Genomic DNA, 17,998 nt, shown 5'->3' on the forward strand with positions numbered 1-17,998 from the left:
CTCATATACCTCATGGATGATGGTCATTTGACGGGCTGAAGCCAGCCCGTCGATATTTTCTTATATTATTTTCCGCAAACGCGTATTTTCCTTCTGCTCTGCAAGGCTTTGCCACAGCGGTTGTAGCGTGGAGAAGGCCTGGCGCAATGCTTCGTCTGACAGTGTAAATGGCAGACGCAAATAGCGATCAAAGGCTCCCTCAAGACCAAAACGTGTACCGGTGCCGATATGGATACCCTGACTTTCCGCGCGCGCAGAGAACAGCGTGGCCAGCATGTCAGGGAGCTCCACCCAAAAAGAGAGGCCACCTTCCGGCGGTGAAAATCGCCAGCGGGGAAAATACTCCGCCATTAGCGTTTCGCACATGTCCCGGCGCGCCTTCAGCATTTCCCGCCGCGGCGGCAGCAGCGTGGCGGCATTGGCCAGCAGCCAGCTGCAGGCCAGTTGCTCCAGCAACGGCGTACCTAAATCCAGGGAATCGCGAGCCTGAATAAGGGAGGCGATGGTTCGCGCACTGGCGCGGATCCAGCCGATGCGTAGTCCTCCCCAGAAACTTTTCCCGGCTGAACCAATGGTGATCACCGCGGCATCGGGATTAAAGCAGGCCAGCGGCGGGGGCGGTGGCGCGTTATACCAGAGATCAACCATGGTCTCGTCGATCACCAGCGTCGTCCGCGTTCTGGCGGCGATGTCCGCGACCCGTTGGCGGGTGGGAGCATCCATACAGCGCCCGGTGGGATTGTGAAAATCCGGCATCAGCCACGCCAGACGCGGTGCGGTCTGCGCAATAGTCGCCGCGAGTCCATCACAGTCCCATCCCTGCTGCGGAAGCGCAACGCCGACCGGGCGGCAGGAGGCGCCCTGAATGGCGCTAATCGCCATCGGATAGGTGGGGGCGTCAATGACCACCCGGTCACCCGGGCCGGTAAACAGGCGCAGGATCAAGGCGAAGGCGCTAAGGGCGCCGTTGACCACCATCACCTCATCGGGTCGCGTCGGCAGGCCGCGTTCGCTGTAGCGCCGGGCAATGGCCTCCCGTAGCACCGGCAATCCATGCTGATCGTAGCCAGTTTGCGTCAGGTAGGGGGGGAGCAGCGTCATGGCATGCTGGAAGGCCTGATGGACTTCCGGTCCGGCGCTGAGGGCGGCGGTAGAGAGATTCAGCGTGGAGGGGATGCCTGAGGGCGGCGGCAGGTCGGCGGGGCGCTCTGGCAAGACAATGCGCGAACCGCTTCCCTGACGGCTGTAGAGAAAACCTTCCTCCCGCAGCTGACCGAGCGCGCTGGCGATGGTCGTCCGGCTGACGTTCAGCGCCGTCGCCAGCTCGCGCTCGCCGGGCAGGCGCGTTTGCAGCGTCAGGCGACCGTCGAGGATCAGCAGGCGGAGCGCTTCCGCCAGCTGACGCCATAGCGGCGTGCGTGAAGTGGACTCCTGCCAGTTGCCGAGCAGGCGTACCAGCGATTGCGTTCCAAAGCGTCGGGTTGACATGGCGATCCACTTTTCCAAAACTGGCCATTAATTATCAGTCCATTTTTGCTGATGATGAGGGCATTCGCAATGATGTAGAGGAAAAAATATGCTTCGTCGCCTGCTGCAGTTATATATTGGTCTGGTGCTTTATGGGGTATCCACGGCGCTCTTCGTGCATGCCAATCTTGGCGCCGATCCGTGGGATGTTTTCCATCTCGGGGTGGCTAAACAGCTGGGTATCAGTTTCGGTACGGTGATTATCCTGACCGGCGCGGCGGTGCTGCTGCTGTGGATCCCGATCCGGCAAATGCCGGGGCTCGGCACGGTGAGCAACGTCATCGTGCTGGGGCTGGCGGCGGATGCCACGCTGGCCGTCCTGCCGCCGCTGGAGTCGCTGGTGGCCCGCAGTGTGCTGCTGGTGGGGGCGATTGTGCTGAACGCTATCGCCACCGGGATGTATATCGGCGCGGGCTTTGGCCCCGGGCCGCGGGATGGCCTGATGACTGGCCTGCACGCTCGTACCGGCTGGTCTTTGCGTGGCATCCGGACGGCTATTGAGCTGACTGTGCTGGTGATTGGCTGGCTGCTGGGCGGTAAGTTTGGCGTCGGCACCGTGATTTACGCGCTGTCGATTGGGCCGCTGATCCAGCTGTGCCTGCCGTGGTTTCGCCAGCCCGTCAGCCGCAAAGCGGTCAGCACTCCGCAGGAGATAGTTTCCTGAATTAACGACTCGCCCTCTGCGTCGTAAAGAGGGCGAGCCGCCGCTTACAGGCCGCTCAGGCCGTGAAGCATCATGTAGATCCCCACCACGATAATCAGTAAACCTGAGAACCAGGGCGCCTTGCGCGAGACATCGTTAAGCCAGGGCCAGCGGCGGGTGGCCTGTTTAAGACTCAATGCGGCGATGGCTCCGGAAGCCACCAGCGTCAGCGCCAGACCAACGCTAAAACCCAGCACCAGCGTGGCGCCAAGGGAGAATTTCTTCAGCTGTAAACAAATAAGCAGCACGGTAATGGACGCCGGGCAGGGGATCAGCCCGCCGGTCAGGCCAAACAGCACGATCTGCCCGGTTGTCACCTGGCGACCATCAAAGCGCCGGTTGATCTCCAGCGCATGAGCTCGCTGGTGCGCGTCCTGCCACTCCGCCGCCACCAGCGGCGCAGCGGATGAGGGCGTATGGTGATGGTCATGGTGGTGCTCATGTTCGTGGTGGTGCTCATGTTCGTGGCGATGCTCATGTTCATGGTGGTGATCATGATGCATGTGGGGCTGCGATTCTCGCCAGGTGCGCCAGAGCATCCAGCAGGCAATCAGTACAATCGCTATCCCCGAGAACAGTTGAAACCAGGGCTCTGACGTCTGCGCGTTCCAGCCGCGGCCAAACCACAGGCCGGCCATGGCGATCAGCCAGACCACTGCCGTATGCGAAACCGTCGCCGCCAGCCCCAGCAGTACCGCCTGCTTTAAGGTTCCCCGCACCGCCACGATAAAGGCGGCCATCATGGTTTTTGAGTGCCCGGGTTCAAGGCCATGCAGCGCGCCGAGCAGTATTGCGCTGGGTATAAACAGCCAGGCATTGCCCTGCTGCAGAAGGGAAGTGAAATCGTTCATATCGGGATCCTTGCCAAAAGTGCGTTTATCCTACTCCCCCCCAGTAGTAAAATACTACCCCCCAGTAGAAAAAGCGGCGGGCAAAAAGGATCATGCTATGCTGGCAGGCGTTGCCGGCGACGAGGGCCGGGCAATGACGGACAGAATGAAACGGTGGATCGTGCAATGTCACATACAGTTCGACACAAGAAGATGTTACTGACCCGGCTGAAGAAAATTCAGGGGCAGAGTTCCGCGTTAGAGAAAATGCTTAATCGCGAGCATGAGTGCGCTGAGGTGCTACAGCAGCTGGCGGCGATCCGCGGCGCGGTCAACGGCATGATGCTGCAGGTTATTCAGGGGCATCTGACGGACCATGTGGTGAAAGAGCCAGACGAGACGCAGCGTGAAGCGGATCTGGAAACGGTGATGCAGGTCATTAAATCCTATCTGAAGTAGCGCCTGGCAGCGGGCGGCCAAGAGGCCGCTCCGGCTGGCGTTCTGCTCAACGCTCCTGTCGCTTAATGGGCATGCAGGTTATTTTCCGCCCACAGAATGAACTTCTCTTTCGGCAGCGCCTTGCTGTACAGCCACCCCTGGGCGTACTGGACGCCATGCTGTCGCAGCCAGTCGCGCTGGCTTTCAGTTTCCACCCCTTCGGCGACGGTGGCCAGATTGAGCGCCTTAGCCATTTCAATAATGTGCGGCGTCAGTGGCCGGTATTCGAGAGTATCGACAAAGGATTTATCGATTTTCAGCGTGTCGACGTCCAGCTTCTGCAGATAGCTGAGGCTGGAGTAGCCGGTGCCAAAATCGTCAATCGAGATGCGGTGCCCGGCCTGGCGGTAGTGAGCGATCACCGGCATGGTGGTCTCCGGGTCGACAAACCCGCGCTCGGTAATTTCAAGAATGATCTGTTCGGCGGCGATCCCCCAGTGCTGCAGCTGATCGTGTAACAACGTCGGAAGGGTGGGCGAGCGTAAATCATCTACCGACAGGTTGATGGAGATGTGCACTTCCGGCCGCTGCCGCAGCCAGGGGCCCAGGTCGGTAAATATTTTCCTGACGATATCTTCCGTCAACTGCGTAATCAGCCCGGTCTGCTCGGCCAGGGGAATAAAAATATCCGGTGATAAAAAGGTGCCGTCGGGTTGCTGCCAGCGCGCCAGCGCCTCGGCCCCGGCGATTTTCCCATCCTGCAACGAGATTATCGGCTGATAGTAAACCTGAATCGCTTCAGAGTTGAGTGCGTCCAGCATGCTGTTACGCGGTGAGCGCAGGTGCCTCAGCAGGCGCAGCAGCAGCCAGGTGGCAAGCAGGCTGGTGAAGATGCCGACAGGGAGCCAAAAGATCAGCTGTTGTCGAATGCGCTGCTGCAGCGGCAGCGTCGACGACCAGGTCACGATGCCGGAGCCTAGCTCGGGAATGCGCTGGATCCGATAGACCGTGTTATCCAGCGTCAGCATATTAACATGCGGATCTTTAATGCGTTGCCAGACCGTGTCCGGCAGCGGTTGGCTGCTGATCACCATTTTCAGGTGGTCCAAACCAAACAGCATGGTATGGATCTTCTCCTCGCTGGCAGGAACCACATCGATAAAAGAGATGGGATCGATCATTACCATATGCTGTTGACTGCCCATGGCCGTCATCTGGTGATCGAGGCCGAGATCGTTAATCGAGGTCAGCCAGGTGCGATAGCCGTCGGCGGCAATGTGATCCGGCGGGGGAAAAGTGACCGCGACGCTATGATCTTCCAGCGAGGAACATTGCGGCACGGAATCACGCAGCCAGAGCACTTCCTGCACGTAGCGATGGGTATAGGCGATGCGACGGAGCGTGAGCAGATGCTCAGGGCTACAGGAGGCGGCAGTGTGTGAGTCGGCCTCGCGCAGCGCTTCCCGCGCCTGATCGGCGACCTGCAGCGTGCGGACGACGATACGATTGGAATAATCATCCAGTTCACGATAGAACTGCATTTTGGCCTGTCGCGCTGCCTGCCAGATGCTGAGTGAGATGGGCAGGATGATGGCCAGTATCAGCACCCCTGTAAACAGCGCCACCAGATGCCGGGTCCTCATGCCTGTGTCCTTATCGTTCGCCGGGTGTCATCAGTATATGCGAAAGATAAACCGGGCGCAGCGAGAGAAGTGACCCGAGGTCGCGAAAAAACCGGCATCGCGAGAGGCTGCGATGCCGGGAGAGAAGGATGATTCCGATGCAGCAGAATAAAAAATGAGGGTGTGAATGCCGGGCAGGGTGTGTTCCGGCATTCAGTCGCAGCATACGCTGCGCAGATGACAGCAATATGTTAGCTAGTGCGCATCTGGAGCCGGGATATCGGCGCTGATACGCAGGTCGTTCTCATCAAATACCATGCAGAAGCGCTCATCGAAGGCCAGATTTATTTTCTGCCACGGGCGGAAATGGACGTCGCCTGGCAGCAGGACCTTGACGTTATCGTGGCCGTAACACTGGCCGAACAGATAGGTATTGTTACCCAGACGCTCCACCACTTCACATTGAAACTCCACCACGGTACCGGTGGTGACGTCGGGCGTCAGATGCTCTGGCCGGATCCCCAGTGTCACCGCGGCGCCGGGCTTCAGCGGCTGGGTAGCGATATTGAGGGCCAACTGATGGTCCTGCGCAAGGGTGACCGTTAAGCGTTCCGGCTGCCAGTCGCTGACGATGGCCGGCAAAAAGTTCATCTTCGGCGAGCCGATAAAGCCGGCGACGAATTTGTTGACCGGATTGTAATACAGCGCCATCGGCGAACCCATTTGTTCGACCTTCCCGTAGTTCATGACCACGATTTTATCGGCCAGCGTCATCGCCTCTACCTGATCGTGCGTGACATACACCATGGTGGTCTTCAGCTCCTGGTGCAGACGGGCAATATGCAGGCGCATATCGACGCGCAGCTCCGCATCGAGGTTAGAGAGCGGCTCATCGAACATAAACACCCGGGGATTCCGTACGATCGCGCGGCCAATAGCCACGCGCTGCCGCTGGCCGCCGGAGAGCTGCTTCGGTTTACGATCCAGCAGGTGCGAGAGCTGAAGCGTTTTGGCCACCATTTCCACCTGGCGGCGGATCTCAGTTTTCGGCACTTTGTTAACCTTCAGCCCGTAGCCCATGTTCTCTGCCACCGTCATGTGCGGGTAGAGCGCATAGGACTGGAAGACCATCGCCACGCCGCGGCGGGCGGGCACCACATCATTCATCACCTCATCGCCGATCAGCACTTCACCCTCGCTGACCTCTTCCAGACCGGCAATCATGCGCAGCAGCGTCGATTTTCCACAGCCGGAAGGACCGACGAAAACGGCAAACTCGCCATCTTCAATATCGAGATTGACCTGGTGCAGCGTCACCGTGCTGCCGAACCTTTTGGTGACATTCCTCAGTCGTATATTGGACATCCACATTCCCCGAAGTGAGTAGCTGTTGTTTGCCGTTGCTTTGTCGCTGTGTGTAGCATGAATTGTATTACGTGTAACAAATCAGCGTGGCGATGTTCAACAGCAGTAAAATCATGCCCTGACTATAACTTCCTCAGTTTTAGCGCCATACAGCGGCGTTTCATTTCTGCAAGGATGATCACACAACTGGCAGCTTATGGTAGTTTTGTCAGCAATCTACGGGTAGCGTATAACAAAAGAGAGCTGGAACCTTTTTCTCATATAACTCGGCAGTTTGAAGTGATTTATTTTTCTGACTGGCAGAGATAAGTCCAATAAAAACCATTAAATTGTTATACCTTCACATGAGGTTGATAATGAAAAAGAACACGCTTGCTGCACTGATCCTTACCACCCTGGCGGCGGGGCAACTCACCAGCCTGCAGGCGCACGCCGCCGGGCAGCTCAACGTCTGGGAAGACATTAAAAAATCCGCCGGCATCAAAACCGCGGTTAGCGATTTTGAAAAGCAGTACAACGTGAAGGTTAATCTCCAGGAGATGCCTTATGCCCAGCAGCTGGAAAAACTGCGCCTCGACGGCCCGGCGGGCATTGGGCCGGACGTGCTGGTGATCCCGAATGACCAGCTCGGCGGCGCCGTGGTTCAGGGACTTCTCTCGCCGCTCAGCGTCGATCAGGCGAAACAGGATGCCTTTACGCCAGCCTCCATCAATGCCTTCCGCATGGATAACGCGTTGTACGGGATCCCGAAGGCGGTGGAAACCCTGGTGCTTATCTACAACAAAGACCTGATCGACAAGCCGCTGGACAGCCTGCAGGCCTGGCTGGATTACTCGAAAACCCAGCGCGAGCAGAACAAATACGGCCTGCTCGCCAAGTTTGACCAGATCTATTACAGCTGGGGGGCGATTGGCCCGATGGGCGGTTATATCTTTGCTAAAAACGACAGCGGCGGCTTTAAGCCGCAGCAGGTGGGTCTCAATACCCCTGGCGCCGTGGAAGCCGTCACCTTCCTGAAAAAATTCTATGCCGAGAAGGTCTTTCCGGCGGGGATCCTCGGCGATAACGGGCTGAATGCCATCGACTCGCTGTTTACCGAGAAAAAAGCGGCGGCGGTGATCAACGGCCCCTGGGCCTTCCAGCCGTATGAAGCCGCTGGCATTAACTATGGCGTGGCGCCGCTGCCGACCCTGCCGGACGGCAAGCCGATGAGCTCCTTCCTGGGCGTCAAAGGCTATGTGGTATCGACCTGGAGTAAAGACAAAGCGCTGGCGCAACAGTTTATCGAGTTCATCAACCAGCCGCAGTATGTGAAAGACCGCTATGTCGCCACCGGCGAAATTCCGCCGCTGAAGGCGATGATTGACGATCCGGTGATTAAAAACGACCAAAAGGCCAGCGCCGTTGCCATCCAGTCGGCGCGGGCGGTGGCGATGCCGGGCATTCCGGAGATGGGGGAAGTGTGGGGGCCGGCCAACGCCGCGCTTGAACTGAGCCTCACCGGTAAGCAGGCGCCGCAGGCCGCACTCGATAATGCGGTGAAACAGATCACGATGCAGATCGAAGCAATGCAGGCCAGCAATCAGTAATTCACCGTTACGTGAAGTCACCGAGCGGGAGGGGGACCTCCCGTTTGTAGAAGGAGTTGAGTGTGAGCATCCATTCCAGCGAAAATTTTAGCGACGCGCGCGGGCCCGGGCGCCATGCGTGGTGCGGCCTGCTGCTGGCAATCGTGCCGGGTTTCGGTCAGTTTTATCATCGCCAGTGGCTGAAAGGGCTGGTCTTCCTGGTGCTGCTGAGCAGCTTTCTGGGCATTTTTTATGATTTCCTGCGCGAGGGGCTGTGGGGGTTATATACCCTGGGCGAAGAGGTGCCCCGGGATAACTCTATCTTCCTGTTAGCGGAGGGGATTATCAGCGTGCTGATTGTCGCCTTCGGCGTGCTGATCTATTTTCTCTCGCTGCGGGATGCGTGGCTGAACGGCAAAAAACGCGATGAGGGGATCGCCCTGAACAGCGTGCGTAAGCAGTACCAGATGCTGCTGAGCGACGGATTTCCGTATCTGATGATCACCCCGGGCTTTATTCTGCTGGTGTTTGTGGTGATCTTTCCGATTCTGTTCGGTTTCGCCATCGCCTTCACCAACTACAACCTGTACCACACGCCGCCGGCGAAGCTGGTGGACTGGGTGGGCCTGAAAAACTTCGTCAATATTTTCACCCTCTCCATTTGGCGCTCCACATTCCTGGATGTGCTGCAGTGGACCGTGGTGTGGACGCTGCTGGCGACCACCCTGCAGTGTACGGTGGGCGTGCTGCTGGCGATTCTGGTGAACCAAAAAGATCTGCGCTTTAAGCCGCTGATCCGCACCATCTTTATTTTGCCGTGGGCGGTGCCGGGGTTTGTCACCATCCTCGTCTTTGCCGGGATGTTTAACGATTCATTCGGGGTCATCAACAACGCGATCCTGTCGTTCTTCGGCATCAGCCCGAAGGCATGGTTGACCGATCCGTTCTGGACTAAAACGGCGCTGATCATGATGCAGACCTGGCTTGGCTTCCCGTTTGTCTTTGCCATGACCACCGGCGTGCTGCAGGCGATCCCGGACGATCTGTATGAAGCGGCGACGATGGACGGCGCCAGCGCCTTTACTCGTCTGCGCACCATCACCCTGCCGCTGGTGCTGTACGCGATCGCGCCGATCATTATCACCCAGTACACCTTCAACTTTAATAACTTCAACATCATTTATCTGTTTAACAACGGCGGTCCTGCGGTGGCGGGCTCCAACGCCGGTGGGACGGATATTCTGGTGTCGTGGATCTATAAGCTGACGATGTCCTCGTCGCAGTACGCCATCGCGGCGACCATCACGATCCTGCTGTCGATCTTCGTCGTCGGCCTGGCGCTGTGGCAGTTCCGCGCCACCAAATCCTTCAAAAATGACGATATGGCGTAAGGGAAGTAACATGGCTCAATCACCCAGTATTAAACGCGAAAAGTGGATCCGACTCTCTCTTACCTGGCTGGTGGTTATTCTGGTCTCGGTGGTGATTATCTATCCGCTGGTCTGGACGGTCGGGGCGTCGCTGAACGCCGGCAATAGCCTGCTCAGTACCTCGATCATTCCGGAAAACCTGTCGTTCCAGCACTATGCCGATCTGTTCAATGGCAATGTGAATTACCTCACCTGGTACTGGAACTCGATGAAAATCAGCTTCCTGACCATGGTGCTGACCCTGATTAGCGTCAGCTTTACCGCTTACGCCTTCTCCCGCTTCCGCTTTAAAGGGCGGCAGAACGGGCTGATGCTGTTCCTGCTGCTGCAGATGATCCCGCAGTTTTCCGCGCTGATTGCGATCTTTGTGCTGTCGCAACTGCTGGGCTTGATTAACAGCCATCTGGCGCTGGTGCTGATCTACGTCGGGGGGATGATCCCGATGAATACCTGGCTGATGAAGGGGTATCTCGACGCGATCCCCAAAGATCTGGATGAGTCCGCCCGCATGGATGGCGCCAGCAGCTTTCGCATCTTTATCGAGATCATCATGCCGTTGTCGAGGCCTATCCTCGCGGTGGTGGCGCTATTCTCTTTCACCGGTCCGCTGGGGGATTTCATTCTCTCCAGCACCATCCTGCGTACCCCGGATAAATACACGCTGCCTATTGGTCTGTATAACCTGGTGGCACAAAAAATGGGTGCCAGCTACACCACCTACGCGGCGGGGGCGGTGCTGATTGCCGTACCGGTGGCGATCCTCTACCTGGCGTTACAAAAATACTTTGTCTCCGGCCTGACCTCGGGCAGTACTAAAGGATAAGCACATGAAAAGATTCACACCCGCATGGCTTGCGGTTTGTCTGGCATGCAGTTTCTCCACCCCTTCTCTGGCCGCGGACGCGCTTGAAACCCGCGCGTTTCAGGGCATGCCGGCGGACTTTATCAAAGGCGCGGATATCTCCACGCTGCTGGATGCCGAAAAGCACGGGGCGACGTTCTACGACCAGAATAATCAGCGCAAGGATCCGATCTCGATTCTGAAAGAGAACGGCGTCAACTATGTTCGCCTCCGTCTGTGGGTGGATCCGAAATCGGCAAGCGGCGAGGGCTATGGCGGCGGAAATAACGACCTGGCCACCACCCTGGCCCTCGCGAAACGGGCGAAAGCCCAGGGGATGAAGCTGCTGCTCGATTTTCATTACAGCGATTTCTGGACCGATCCCGGCAAGCAGTTCAAACCGAAAGCCTGGGAAAAGATGGATTATCCGCAGCTGAAAATGGCGATTCATGACTATACCCGCGATACCATTGCCCGCTTTAAGCAGGCGGGCGTCCTGCCGGATATGGTGCAGATCGGCAACGAAATCAACGGCGGCATCCTGTGGCCGGAAGGGAAAAGCTGGGGGCAGGGCGGCGGAGAATTCGACCGGCTGGCCGGGTTGCTGAACGCGGCTATTGATGGCCTGAAGGAGAACCTGCACAACGGCGAGCAGGTGAAAATCATGCTGCATCTGGCCGAAGGGACCAAGAACGATACCTTCCGCTGGTGGTTTGATGAGATTGACAAGCGCCATGTACCGTATGACGTGATTGGTCTGTCGATGTACACCTACTGGAATGGCCCGATCAGCGCCCTGAAGGCTAACATGGATGACATCAGCAAACGCTATAACAAAGACGTCATCGTCGTCGAGGCGGCCTATGCCTATACCCTGGCCAACTGCGACAACGCGGAAAATAGTTTCCAGGCGAAAGAGGAAAAGGACGGGGGGTATCCCGCCACCGTGCAGGGGCAATATCATTATATTCACGATCTGATGCAGGCCGTAATAGATGTTCCCAACCAGCGCGGCAAAGGTATTTTTTACTGGGAGCCCACGTGGATTGCCGTACCGGGAAATACCTGGGCCACCCCAGCGGGGATGAAATATATCCATGACGAGTGGAAAGAAGGCAATGCACGTGAAAATCAGGCGCTATTTGATTGCCAGGGAAAAGTATTGCCGTCGGTAAAAGTTTTTAATTAATTTTTTGTCGTCTTTTTCAGGAAGTTTATTATGAATAAATTTGCACCTTTACATCCGAAGGTTAGTACGCTGCTGCATGGCGCGGATTATAATCCGGAGCAATGGGAGAGTGACCCCGATATTATTGATAAAGACATTGCCATGATGCAGCAGGCAAAATGCAATGTGATGTCGGTGGGAATATTTAGCTGGGCGAAACTGGAGCCACGCGAAGGGGTATTTGATTTCGCTTGGCTGGATACTATCCTCGATAAACTGTATGCCGCCGGCATTCATGTTTTTCTGGCCACACCGAGCGGCGCGCGTCCGGCGTGGATGTCTCAGCGCTATCCGCAGGTTCTGCGGGTGGGGCGCGATCGGGTGCCGGCCCTGCACGGCGGCCGTCACAACCACTGTATGTCGTCACCGGTCTATCGCGAGAAGACCTTGAAAATCAATACCCTGCTGGCGGAGCGTTATTCCGCGCACCCGGCGGTGCTGGGCTGGCATATTTCCAACGAATATGGCGGCGAATGCCATTGCGATCTCTGCCAGAACCGTTTTCGCGACTGGCTGAAGGCGCGTTACCAGACCCTGGAGAACCTCAACCAGGCCTGGTGGAGCACCTTCTGGAGTCATACCTATACCGACTGGTCGCAGATTGAATCGCCTGCGCCACAGGGCGAGGTGTCAATCCACGGTCTCAATCTTGACTGGCATCGCTTTAACACCGCTCAGGTGACCGACTTCTGCCGCCATGAAATTGCCCCGCTGAAGGCGGCGAACGCCTCCCTGCCGGTGACCACCAACTTTATGGAGTATTTCTACGATTACGACTACTGGCAGCTGGCAGAGGCGCTGGACTTTATCTCGTGGGACAGCTATCCGATGTGGCACCGCGATAAAGACGAAACCGCACTGGCCTGCTACACCGCGATGTATCACGACATGATGCGCAGTCTGAAGGGCGGCAAACCGTTTGTGCTGATGGAGTCCACACCGGGCGCCACCAACTGGCAGCCGACCAGCAAACTGAAGAAGCCGGGAATGCATATTCTCTCCTCGCTGCAGGCGGTGGCGCATGGCGCCGACTCGGTGCAGTATTTCCAGTGGCGGAAAAGTCGCGGTTCGGTTGAGAAATTTCACGGCGCGGTGATTGACCACGTCGGGCACATCGATACCCGCATTGGCCGTGAAGTCAGCCAGCTCGGTGAGATACTGAGCAAGCTGCCGGAGGTCCGGGGCTGTCGCACCGAGGCGAAAGTAGCGATTATCTTCGACCAACAAAACCGCTGGGCGCTTGATGACGCCCAGGGGCCGCGCAATCTGGGTATGGAGTATGAGAAGACGGTCAACGAACACTACCGTCCGTTCTGGGAACAGGGCATTGCCGTCGATGTGATTGACGCTGATGTCGATTTAACGCCATACCGGTTAGTGATTGCCCCGATGTTATATATGGTGCGCGACGGCTTTGCCGCGCGGGCAGAGGCGTTTGTCGCCAGCGGCGGCCACCTGGTGACCACCTACTGGACCGGCATCGTCAATGAGTCCGATCTCTGCTATCTCGGCGGCTTCCCGGGCCCGCTGCGCAATCTGCTGGGGATCTGGGCGGAAGAGATCGACTGTCTGAATGACGGCGAGTTTAATCTGGTGCAGGGGCTTGCCGGGAATCAGTGCGGTCTGCAGGGTCCCTATCAGGTGCGCCATCTCTGTGAACTAATCCATACCGAGAGCGCTCAGACGCTGGCCACCTACCGGGATGATTTCTATGCCGGACGGCCGGCGGTGACGGTGAACGATTTCGGGAACGGTAAAGCCTGGCATGTCGCCTCCCGCAACGATTTAGCCTTCCAGCGCGACTTCTTTGCCGCCCTGAGCAGGGAGCTGGCTCTGCCGCGGGCGATAGCGGCGGATTTACCACCCGGCGTGGTGGCTACCGCGCGCACCGACGGTGAGAGCACGTTTGTCTTCCTGCAGAACTACAGCGCGCAAAGTCATACCCTGACTCTACCGCCTGGGTATCGGGATTGCCTGACCGACGCGGCGATGTCGGACCCGCTGACCCTGACAGCATGGGATTGCCGTATTCTTCGTCGTCACGCCTAATCCTTTTTTCTCCACGCCTGCTCTGCTGAGCAGGCTTTTTTTTATCTTAAACCTGGAGTTTATGATGGTGAGTTTAAAATCTTTCCTGCACTATTTCTCCCCTGCGCGTCCGGCACAGCCATTAAGCGAGGCGGAAAAACAGCAAATCGAGGCGCTTATTCAGGCCTTTGGTGGCGAAGCGAATATTACGCAAGTGGATGCCTGTATTACTCGTCTGCGGGTGACGGTTCGTCATCTTGCGGCCGTTGATACTGACGCATTACAGCAGCAGGGCGCGCTGGGCGTCATTATTCTCGGTCAGCAGGTTCATGCTATTTTCGGTAAGCAGTCCGATGCGCTGCGTCAATTGCTGGATGAGCATTTTGCCACCCGGAAATAAATAAAACGGGATAACCTGAAAACAGGTTATCCCGAAAATAAGACAAAGACAGCAGTGGCAATAATGATTACCGGAGGGGTAATTAACGACCTTACAGTTGGAGATAAAAATAATGTACTTGTCTTACCGGCGTGATATTACCACCAGGCCTCAACCTGCACGCCGAAATTCCAGGTATTATTCGCCGTCTGGTCTTCAAACGGTTTACCATCTTCGGAATCATTCAGGTATGAAGCAAAAATGCGTAATTCCGGGCGTGACATAAAGTCCGGCCCGTCCGCGAGGCCCAGCGCAATGGTATATTTCTCACCGGCCTGTTTGTAGCTGGTGCCATTGTTATAGCTGTCTTTCTGATAGAAACCGCCGACTTCGCCAATCAGGCGGACGTAGTCGGTGAACTGATACTGCCCGCGGGCAACCAGCGACAGCATCCGCGTTTTGTCGGTGTAGTCGGTAATGTCATCCGCCGAGCCCCAGGTCAGAACGTGGTTGATGGAGAACTTTTCGGTAATCGGGATCAGGCCGGTGTTAATCACGCGATAGCCGGTGGCATCGTTCACGTAGTTCCACATATCGTACCAGCCGCCGCCCTGGGAGACCATGTTCTGCGCCAGCCCTTTGTTGGCATACTGCAGCACGGTTTTGTTATAGCCGCCCAGCATATCCTGACTGATTTCACCGGTCAGCATCACGCCATTATCGGCATCGTACAGCCCGCCGTAGCTGTCCTGTTTTTTGGTGGTGTTCGGCATGGCATAGTCGATGCCGAATTCGGTCCACGAACCCGACCACGGCTTCCAGCCTGCGTAGCGTAAATCGATATAGTTAATATTGACGTTGCTGTCGCCATCGACGCGATAGTCGACGTCGTTGGCATCGCCGCGGATCCAGGCCAGCGAGACGGCGCCCGGGCCAAGGGTGTAGTTTTCCACCCCGGCTCCTGAGCCGGAAATATTCCAGTATTTAGTATCGATGATGTGCAGATCGTGACGCTGATAGTAACGTTTTCCGCCCCAGATCACCGCATTCGGATCGCCCGGGATCAGCCCTTTGATCTGCAGGTTCAGCTGACGTAAGCCGAACTGCGCATCATCATTCAGCGTGGTTTCATTATCGTTAGAGCCGTCGGACACCATGCTGACCATGCTGTCGAGATAGAAGCTGACGTCATCTTTCTTGTAGACCTCGGAGCCCAGCTCTAACTCACCATAGGTATCCGATTCGTTACCCAAACGGCCCAGCTTGTTCTTTTGCCATTCCGCTTCGCTACCGTCGCCGGAGACCCCAACCCCGGCGCGCATATAGCCATGGAAATCGATAGTCGGGATCGCGGCGGTAGCCGCAAGCGCGGAAGGGGCGATTAGCGCAGCGGCTAACGCGGCGGAAAGGGCGCGCAGTGTCGTATTCATCTCTATCCTCTTATTGTTTTGTATTACGTTCACATAACTGATGTCATAAAATGCCTAAATGTAACTTCAGGCAAATGAGATATGATTATTGTGTGATTAAGTGCAAATAATCATGCTAGTTTTTGTTGTGATGGGTGAGGTAATTCACAATTAACTGTATTGTGAACGTAATACTTTTTTGGGTGTGATTTTGCGATGGAAGGTGGCGGTGAGCGTTTTTTCAAATGGCCCCTGTTACAATCATGGGATAACAACATAAGGAACCGGACCATGAAGTCTAAAAGCGCTACTCTGGAAGACGTCGCACGCCATGCGGGCGTCTCTTACCAGACCGTGTCCAGGGTACTCAACAAATCTGCCAATGTATCCGAAGCGACGCGCCGCAAGGTGGAGAAATCGATAGAGGCCTTACGTTATGTGCCAAACCGGCTGGCGCAGCAGCTGGTAGGGAAGGAGAGCCAGACGGTTGGGCTGGTGACTATTTCGCTGGCCTGGCATGCGCCTTCCCAGGTGGCGGCGGCGGTAAAACGCTATGCCAATCTGGAAGGTTACCAGGTCCTGATTTCGATGATCGATGAGAGCGTCAACCAAAGTATTCAGGATTCCATCAATGAGCTGAAGTCTCAGCGGGTGGATAAAGTCATTATCAACGTGCCGCTGGAGACCGAGCAGGCGCAGAAAATCGCCGCTGACAACGATGATATCGTCTGCCTTTTTCTCGATGTCGATCCTTATAGTTCCGTGTTTAACGTTTCGTTTAACCCGGCAGATGGCACCCGGGCCAGCGTCAAATATCTTTATGAGATGGGGCATCGGGAGATCGCGCTGCTGGCGGGGCCGGACAGCTCTGTATCGGCCAAACTCCGGCTGAAAAGCTGGCTGGAGACCCTGGAGGGCTATGGCCTGAAGCCGGTGACCGTCCTGCACGGCAACTGGGATGCGCAAAGCGGCTATGCCGGTGCGCTGCAGATGCTGCGCGAAACGCCCAATTTCAGCGCCGTGCTGGTGGGGAATGACCAGATGGCGCTGGGGGTGCTCAGCGCCTTCCATCAGCACCAGGTGGCGGTGCCGGGGGAGAAGTCCGTTATTGGCTATGACGATACCTACGAAAGCTCCTTTTTCTATCCGGCGCTGAGTACGGTGTCGCTGGACCTCGATCTGCAGGGGAAAGAGGCGGTGCGGCGGATCCTCGCCAGCACCAGCGGTGCGCCACATACTTCCTCCATCCTGCCGGCGCGTCTGGTGATACGCCATTCCAGCGGCGCCAGAACCGAGCAAGGCAAAGATCTGCAGGCCATCGCGGAACAGCTGCGCGCTATCGCCCATCGTCTGGCCCCCTGAAGCCAAAGGCGGGGAAACTCGCCTTAGGCCCATTACCCTTTATTTGAACATGGTTGATCTTTGTCGTGGAACGGCGTAATTTAAATGTTATGTTATAACATAATGGCGAGGTCATCATGAAAGCCCATATCCATCCCCCCTATCGCACGGTGGTGTTTCACGACACCAGCGTTAATGAGTATTTTAAAGTCGGTTCAACCATCCGCACCGATCGCGTGATTGAACTCGACGGCGAAACTTTTCCCTATGTAACGATCGAGGTCTCCTCGAAATCGCATCCGTACTACACCGGCAAACAAAAAACCTTCGCCAGCGAGGGCAGTGCGGCCCGGTTCCGTCAGCGCTTCGGCGGCTTTATTGATGCGAAAAGGAAGGCATGATGCAAGTCGTTAACTCATTACGCAGCGCCAAGCAGCGCCACCCGGATTGTCAGCTGGTCAAGCGCAAAGGGCGGCTGTACGTTATCTGTAAGAGCAACCCCCGCTTTAAAGCGGTGCAGGGGCGCAAAAAACGTCGTTAACGGAAACTCTCCAGGGTGCGGCGCTGCTGGCCGTCGGCGGTAAAATTGTCGTCGGCCAGCCATTGCCGCATGGCGTTATCCAGCTGCGGCCATTCGCCGTCTATCACCGAAAACCAGTCCGTATCCCGGTTATGTCCTTTGCTCACCAGCGCCTGGCGAAAACGTCCTTCGTACTGAAAACCCAGCCGTCTTGCCGCCCGGCCCGACGGCGTATTGAGACTATTACATTTCCATTCATAGCGACGATAGCCGAGCGTATCAAACACATACTGCATCAACAGCCAGTGCGCTTCGGTGGCCATAGCCGTTCGGCTCAGCAACGGTGAAAAATGCACATGTCCCACCTCTACCACACCGTGGGTGGCGTCGATGCGCATTAACGCCAGCGAGCCAACCGCTTTCCCTTGCCGCTGGTCAACGACGGCAAAATGGATCGGGTCTGCCAGCGTGGCGACCTGCTCCACCCAAGCACTGAATTCTGCAAGGTTGCTCTCAGGCTCCCGCAGCAGCCACGTCCAGCTCCGGGCGTCTGGCGCCAGCTGGTGAGCAGCAAACAGATCGCTGGCATGAGCAAGAGTCAGCGGTTCGAGCCGGCAGCGGCTGCCCTGTAATACCTGCCGTGCTGGCCATGGACGCGGTTGCCAGTCAGGCAACGCGGCGCCGAGCTTCTGTCCAAACTGATTGTATTCACACATTGCGGTTTCCTTAGCGGGGTATTTCAGGCAGCGTACGCGTTCACTGGTTCCAT

The 17,998-nt window shown here is 56.8% G+C and carries 17 protein-coding genes; 11 read left to right on the forward strand and 6 right to left on the reverse strand.

Translation table 11 applies throughout. The features are described from left to right. Positions 1-60 precede the first annotated feature (60 nt). Complete coding sequence (locus CWM53_RS21575) at positions 61-1,488, reverse strand: PLP-dependent aminotransferase family protein (RefSeq protein ID WP_100729385.1); 1,428 nt, start codon at positions 1,486-1,488, stop codon at positions 61-63. Positions 1,489-1,576: 88 nt separating this feature from the next. On the opposite strand from CWM53_RS21575, the gene CWM53_RS21580 reads away from it, so the two are divergent. Then, positions 1,577-2,191, forward strand: coding sequence for a YczE/YyaS/YitT family protein (locus CWM53_RS21580; RefSeq protein WP_008805419.1), 615 nt, complete (start codon positions 1,577-1,579; stop codon positions 2,189-2,191). 44 nt (positions 2,192-2,235) lie between these two features. On the opposite strand, the gene CWM53_RS21585 is transcribed toward CWM53_RS21580, so the two are convergent. Next, entirely contained in the window at positions 2,236-3,081 is an 846-nt protein-coding gene (locus tag CWM53_RS21585) for a nickel/cobalt efflux protein RcnA (protein WP_100729384.1), read from the reverse strand. Between the two features lie 165 nt (positions 3,082-3,246). On the opposite strand from CWM53_RS21585, the gene CWM53_RS21590 reads away from it, so the two are divergent. Continuing rightward, entirely contained in the window at positions 3,247-3,519 is a 273-nt protein-coding gene (locus CWM53_RS21590; protein WP_061155535.1) for a metal/formaldehyde-sensitive transcriptional repressor, read from the forward strand. A gap of 62 nt (positions 3,520-3,581) precedes the next feature. On the opposite strand, the gene CWM53_RS21595 is transcribed toward CWM53_RS21590, so the two are convergent. Further along, the gene (locus CWM53_RS21595; RefSeq protein ID WP_088717837.1) at positions 3,582-5,141 is read right to left on the reverse strand and encodes an EAL domain-containing protein; all 1,560 of its coding nucleotides are present in this window, start codon (positions 5,139-5,141) and stop codon (positions 3,582-3,584) included. Positions 5,142-5,375: 234 nt separating this feature from the next. Continuing rightward, positions 5,376-6,485 (reverse strand): ABC transporter ATP-binding protein, encoded by a 1,110-nt coding sequence (locus CWM53_RS21600; protein ID WP_016160387.1) that lies wholly within the window; start codon positions 6,483-6,485, stop codon positions 5,376-5,378. Between the two features lie 356 nt (positions 6,486-6,841). Here CWM53_RS21600 and CWM53_RS21605 point away from each other — a divergent pair, with 356 nt between their 5' ends. From CWM53_RS21605 to CWM53_RS21630, 6 genes are all read left to right on the forward strand, one after another. Further along, entirely contained in the window at positions 6,842-8,074 is a 1,233-nt protein-coding gene (locus CWM53_RS21605; RefSeq protein ID WP_100729383.1) for a maltodextrin ABC transporter substrate-binding protein, read from the forward strand. A gap of 62 nt (positions 8,075-8,136) precedes the next feature. After that, complete coding sequence (locus tag CWM53_RS21610) at positions 8,137-9,444, forward strand: carbohydrate ABC transporter permease (protein ID WP_008805425.1); 1,308 nt, start codon at positions 8,137-8,139, stop codon at positions 9,442-9,444. Positions 9,445-9,454: 10 nt separating this feature from the next. After that, complete coding sequence (locus CWM53_RS21615) at positions 9,455-10,306, forward strand: sugar ABC transporter permease (protein ID WP_004204761.1); 852 nt, start codon at positions 9,455-9,457, stop codon at positions 10,304-10,306. Between the two features lie 4 nt (positions 10,307-10,310). Beyond that, positions 10,311-11,513 (forward strand): arabinogalactan endo-beta-1,4-galactanase, encoded by a 1,203-nt coding sequence (locus CWM53_RS21620; RefSeq protein ID WP_100631437.1) that lies wholly within the window; start codon positions 10,311-10,313, stop codon positions 11,511-11,513. Between the two features lie 30 nt (positions 11,514-11,543). Further along, positions 11,544-13,601 (forward strand): beta-galactosidase, encoded by a 2,058-nt coding sequence (locus tag CWM53_RS21625; RefSeq protein WP_074386721.1) that lies wholly within the window; start codon positions 11,544-11,546, stop codon positions 13,599-13,601. Positions 13,602-13,665: 64 nt separating this feature from the next. After that, positions 13,666-13,980 carry a glucose PTS transporter subunit EIIB gene (locus CWM53_RS21630; protein WP_012542670.1) on the forward strand — a complete coding sequence of 105 codons (315 nt, stop codon included), beginning with the start codon at positions 13,666-13,668 and terminating at the stop codon, positions 13,978-13,980. A 137-nt stretch (positions 13,981-14,117) separates the two neighbouring features. On the opposite strand, the gene CWM53_RS21635 is transcribed toward CWM53_RS21630, so the two are convergent. Further along, positions 14,118-15,389, reverse strand: a complete 1,272-nt coding sequence (locus CWM53_RS21635) for a maltoporin (protein WP_061155530.1) — start codon at positions 15,387-15,389, stop codon at positions 14,118-14,120. Positions 15,390-15,659: 270 nt separating this feature from the next. Here CWM53_RS21635 and CWM53_RS21640 point away from each other — a divergent pair, with 270 nt between their 5' ends. The 3 genes from CWM53_RS21640 (at position 15,660) to ykgO (ending at position 17,250) form a co-directional block, all read left to right on the forward strand. After that, positions 15,660-16,730 (forward strand): LacI family DNA-binding transcriptional regulator, encoded by a 1,071-nt coding sequence (locus CWM53_RS21640; protein ID WP_008805430.1) that lies wholly within the window; start codon positions 15,660-15,662, stop codon positions 16,728-16,730. 116 nt (positions 16,731-16,846) lie between these two features. Beyond that, complete coding sequence (locus CWM53_RS21645; protein ID WP_074386720.1) at positions 16,847-17,110, forward strand: type B 50S ribosomal protein L31; 264 nt, start codon at positions 16,847-16,849, stop codon at positions 17,108-17,110. Then, on the forward strand, positions 17,110-17,250 hold the full coding sequence (gene ykgO, locus CWM53_RS21650; RefSeq protein ID WP_002892018.1) for a type B 50S ribosomal protein L36: 141 nt from the start codon (positions 17,110-17,112) through the stop codon (positions 17,248-17,250). Before CWM53_RS21645 ends, ykgO begins: the two co-directional genes overlap by 1 nt. Here the strand turns inward: ykgO and CWM53_RS21655 are convergent. Continuing rightward, positions 17,247-17,945 carry a GNAT family N-acetyltransferase gene (locus CWM53_RS21655; RefSeq protein ID WP_074386719.1) on the reverse strand — a complete coding sequence of 233 codons (699 nt, stop codon included), beginning with the start codon at positions 17,943-17,945 and terminating at the stop codon, positions 17,247-17,249. The two genes, ykgO and CWM53_RS21655, sit on opposite strands and share 4 nt — an antisense overlap. Between the last annotated feature and the right edge of the window lie 53 nt (positions 17,946-17,998).

Origin of the sequence: Klebsiella sp. A-Nf5 (assembly GCF_002810545.1) — a bacterium.
Lineage (GTDB): Bacteria > Pseudomonadota > Gammaproteobacteria > Enterobacterales > Enterobacteriaceae > Klebsiella > Klebsiella variicola.

Bases quoted from the DNA above. Each gene is read 5' to 3' on its own strand.
- CWM53_RS21630 (WP_012542670.1), top strand. From the start codon at position 13,666: ATGGTGAGTTTAAAATCTTTCCTGCACTATTTCTCCCCTGCGCGTCCG.
- CWM53_RS21590 (WP_061155535.1), top strand. From the start codon at position 3,247: ATGTCACATACAGTTCGACACAAGAAGATGTTACTGACCCGGCTGAAG.
- CWM53_RS21580 (WP_008805419.1), top strand. From the start codon at position 1,577: ATGCTTCGTCGCCTGCTGCAGTTATATATTGGTCTGGTGCTTTATGGG.
- CWM53_RS21655 (WP_074386719.1), bottom strand. From the start codon at position 17,945: ATGTGTGAATACAATCAGTTTGGACAGAAGCTCGGCGCCGCGTTGCCT.
- ykgO (WP_002892018.1), top strand. From the start codon at position 17,110: ATGCAAGTCGTTAACTCATTACGCAGCGCCAAGCAGCGCCACCCGGAT.
- CWM53_RS21595 (WP_088717837.1), bottom strand. From the start codon at position 5,141: ATGAGGACCCGGCATCTGGTGGCGCTGTTTACAGGGGTGCTGATACTG.
- CWM53_RS21600 (WP_016160387.1), bottom strand. From the start codon at position 6,485: ATGTCCAATATACGACTGAGGAATGTCACCAAAAGGTTCGGCAGCACG.
- CWM53_RS21640 (WP_008805430.1), top strand. From the start codon at position 15,660: ATGAAGTCTAAAAGCGCTACTCTGGAAGACGTCGCACGCCATGCGGGC.
- CWM53_RS21575 (WP_100729385.1), bottom strand. From the start codon at position 1,488: ATGTCAACCCGACGCTTTGGAACGCAATCGCTGGTACGCCTGCTCGGC.
- CWM53_RS21585 (WP_100729384.1), bottom strand. From the start codon at position 3,081: ATGAACGATTTCACTTCCCTTCTGCAGCAGGGCAATGCCTGGCTGTTT.
- CWM53_RS21625 (WP_074386721.1), top strand. From the start codon at position 11,544: ATGAATAAATTTGCACCTTTACATCCGAAGGTTAGTACGCTGCTGCAT.
- CWM53_RS21635 (WP_061155530.1), bottom strand. From the start codon at position 15,389: ATGAATACGACACTGCGCGCCCTTTCCGCCGCGTTAGCCGCTGCGCTA.
- CWM53_RS21605 (WP_100729383.1), top strand. From the start codon at position 6,842: ATGAAAAAGAACACGCTTGCTGCACTGATCCTTACCACCCTGGCGGCG.
- CWM53_RS21645 (WP_074386720.1), top strand. From the start codon at position 16,847: ATGAAAGCCCATATCCATCCCCCCTATCGCACGGTGGTGTTTCACGAC.
- CWM53_RS21620 (WP_100631437.1), top strand. From the start codon at position 10,311: ATGAAAAGATTCACACCCGCATGGCTTGCGGTTTGTCTGGCATGCAGT.
- CWM53_RS21615 (WP_004204761.1), top strand. From the start codon at position 9,455: ATGGCTCAATCACCCAGTATTAAACGCGAAAAGTGGATCCGACTCTCT.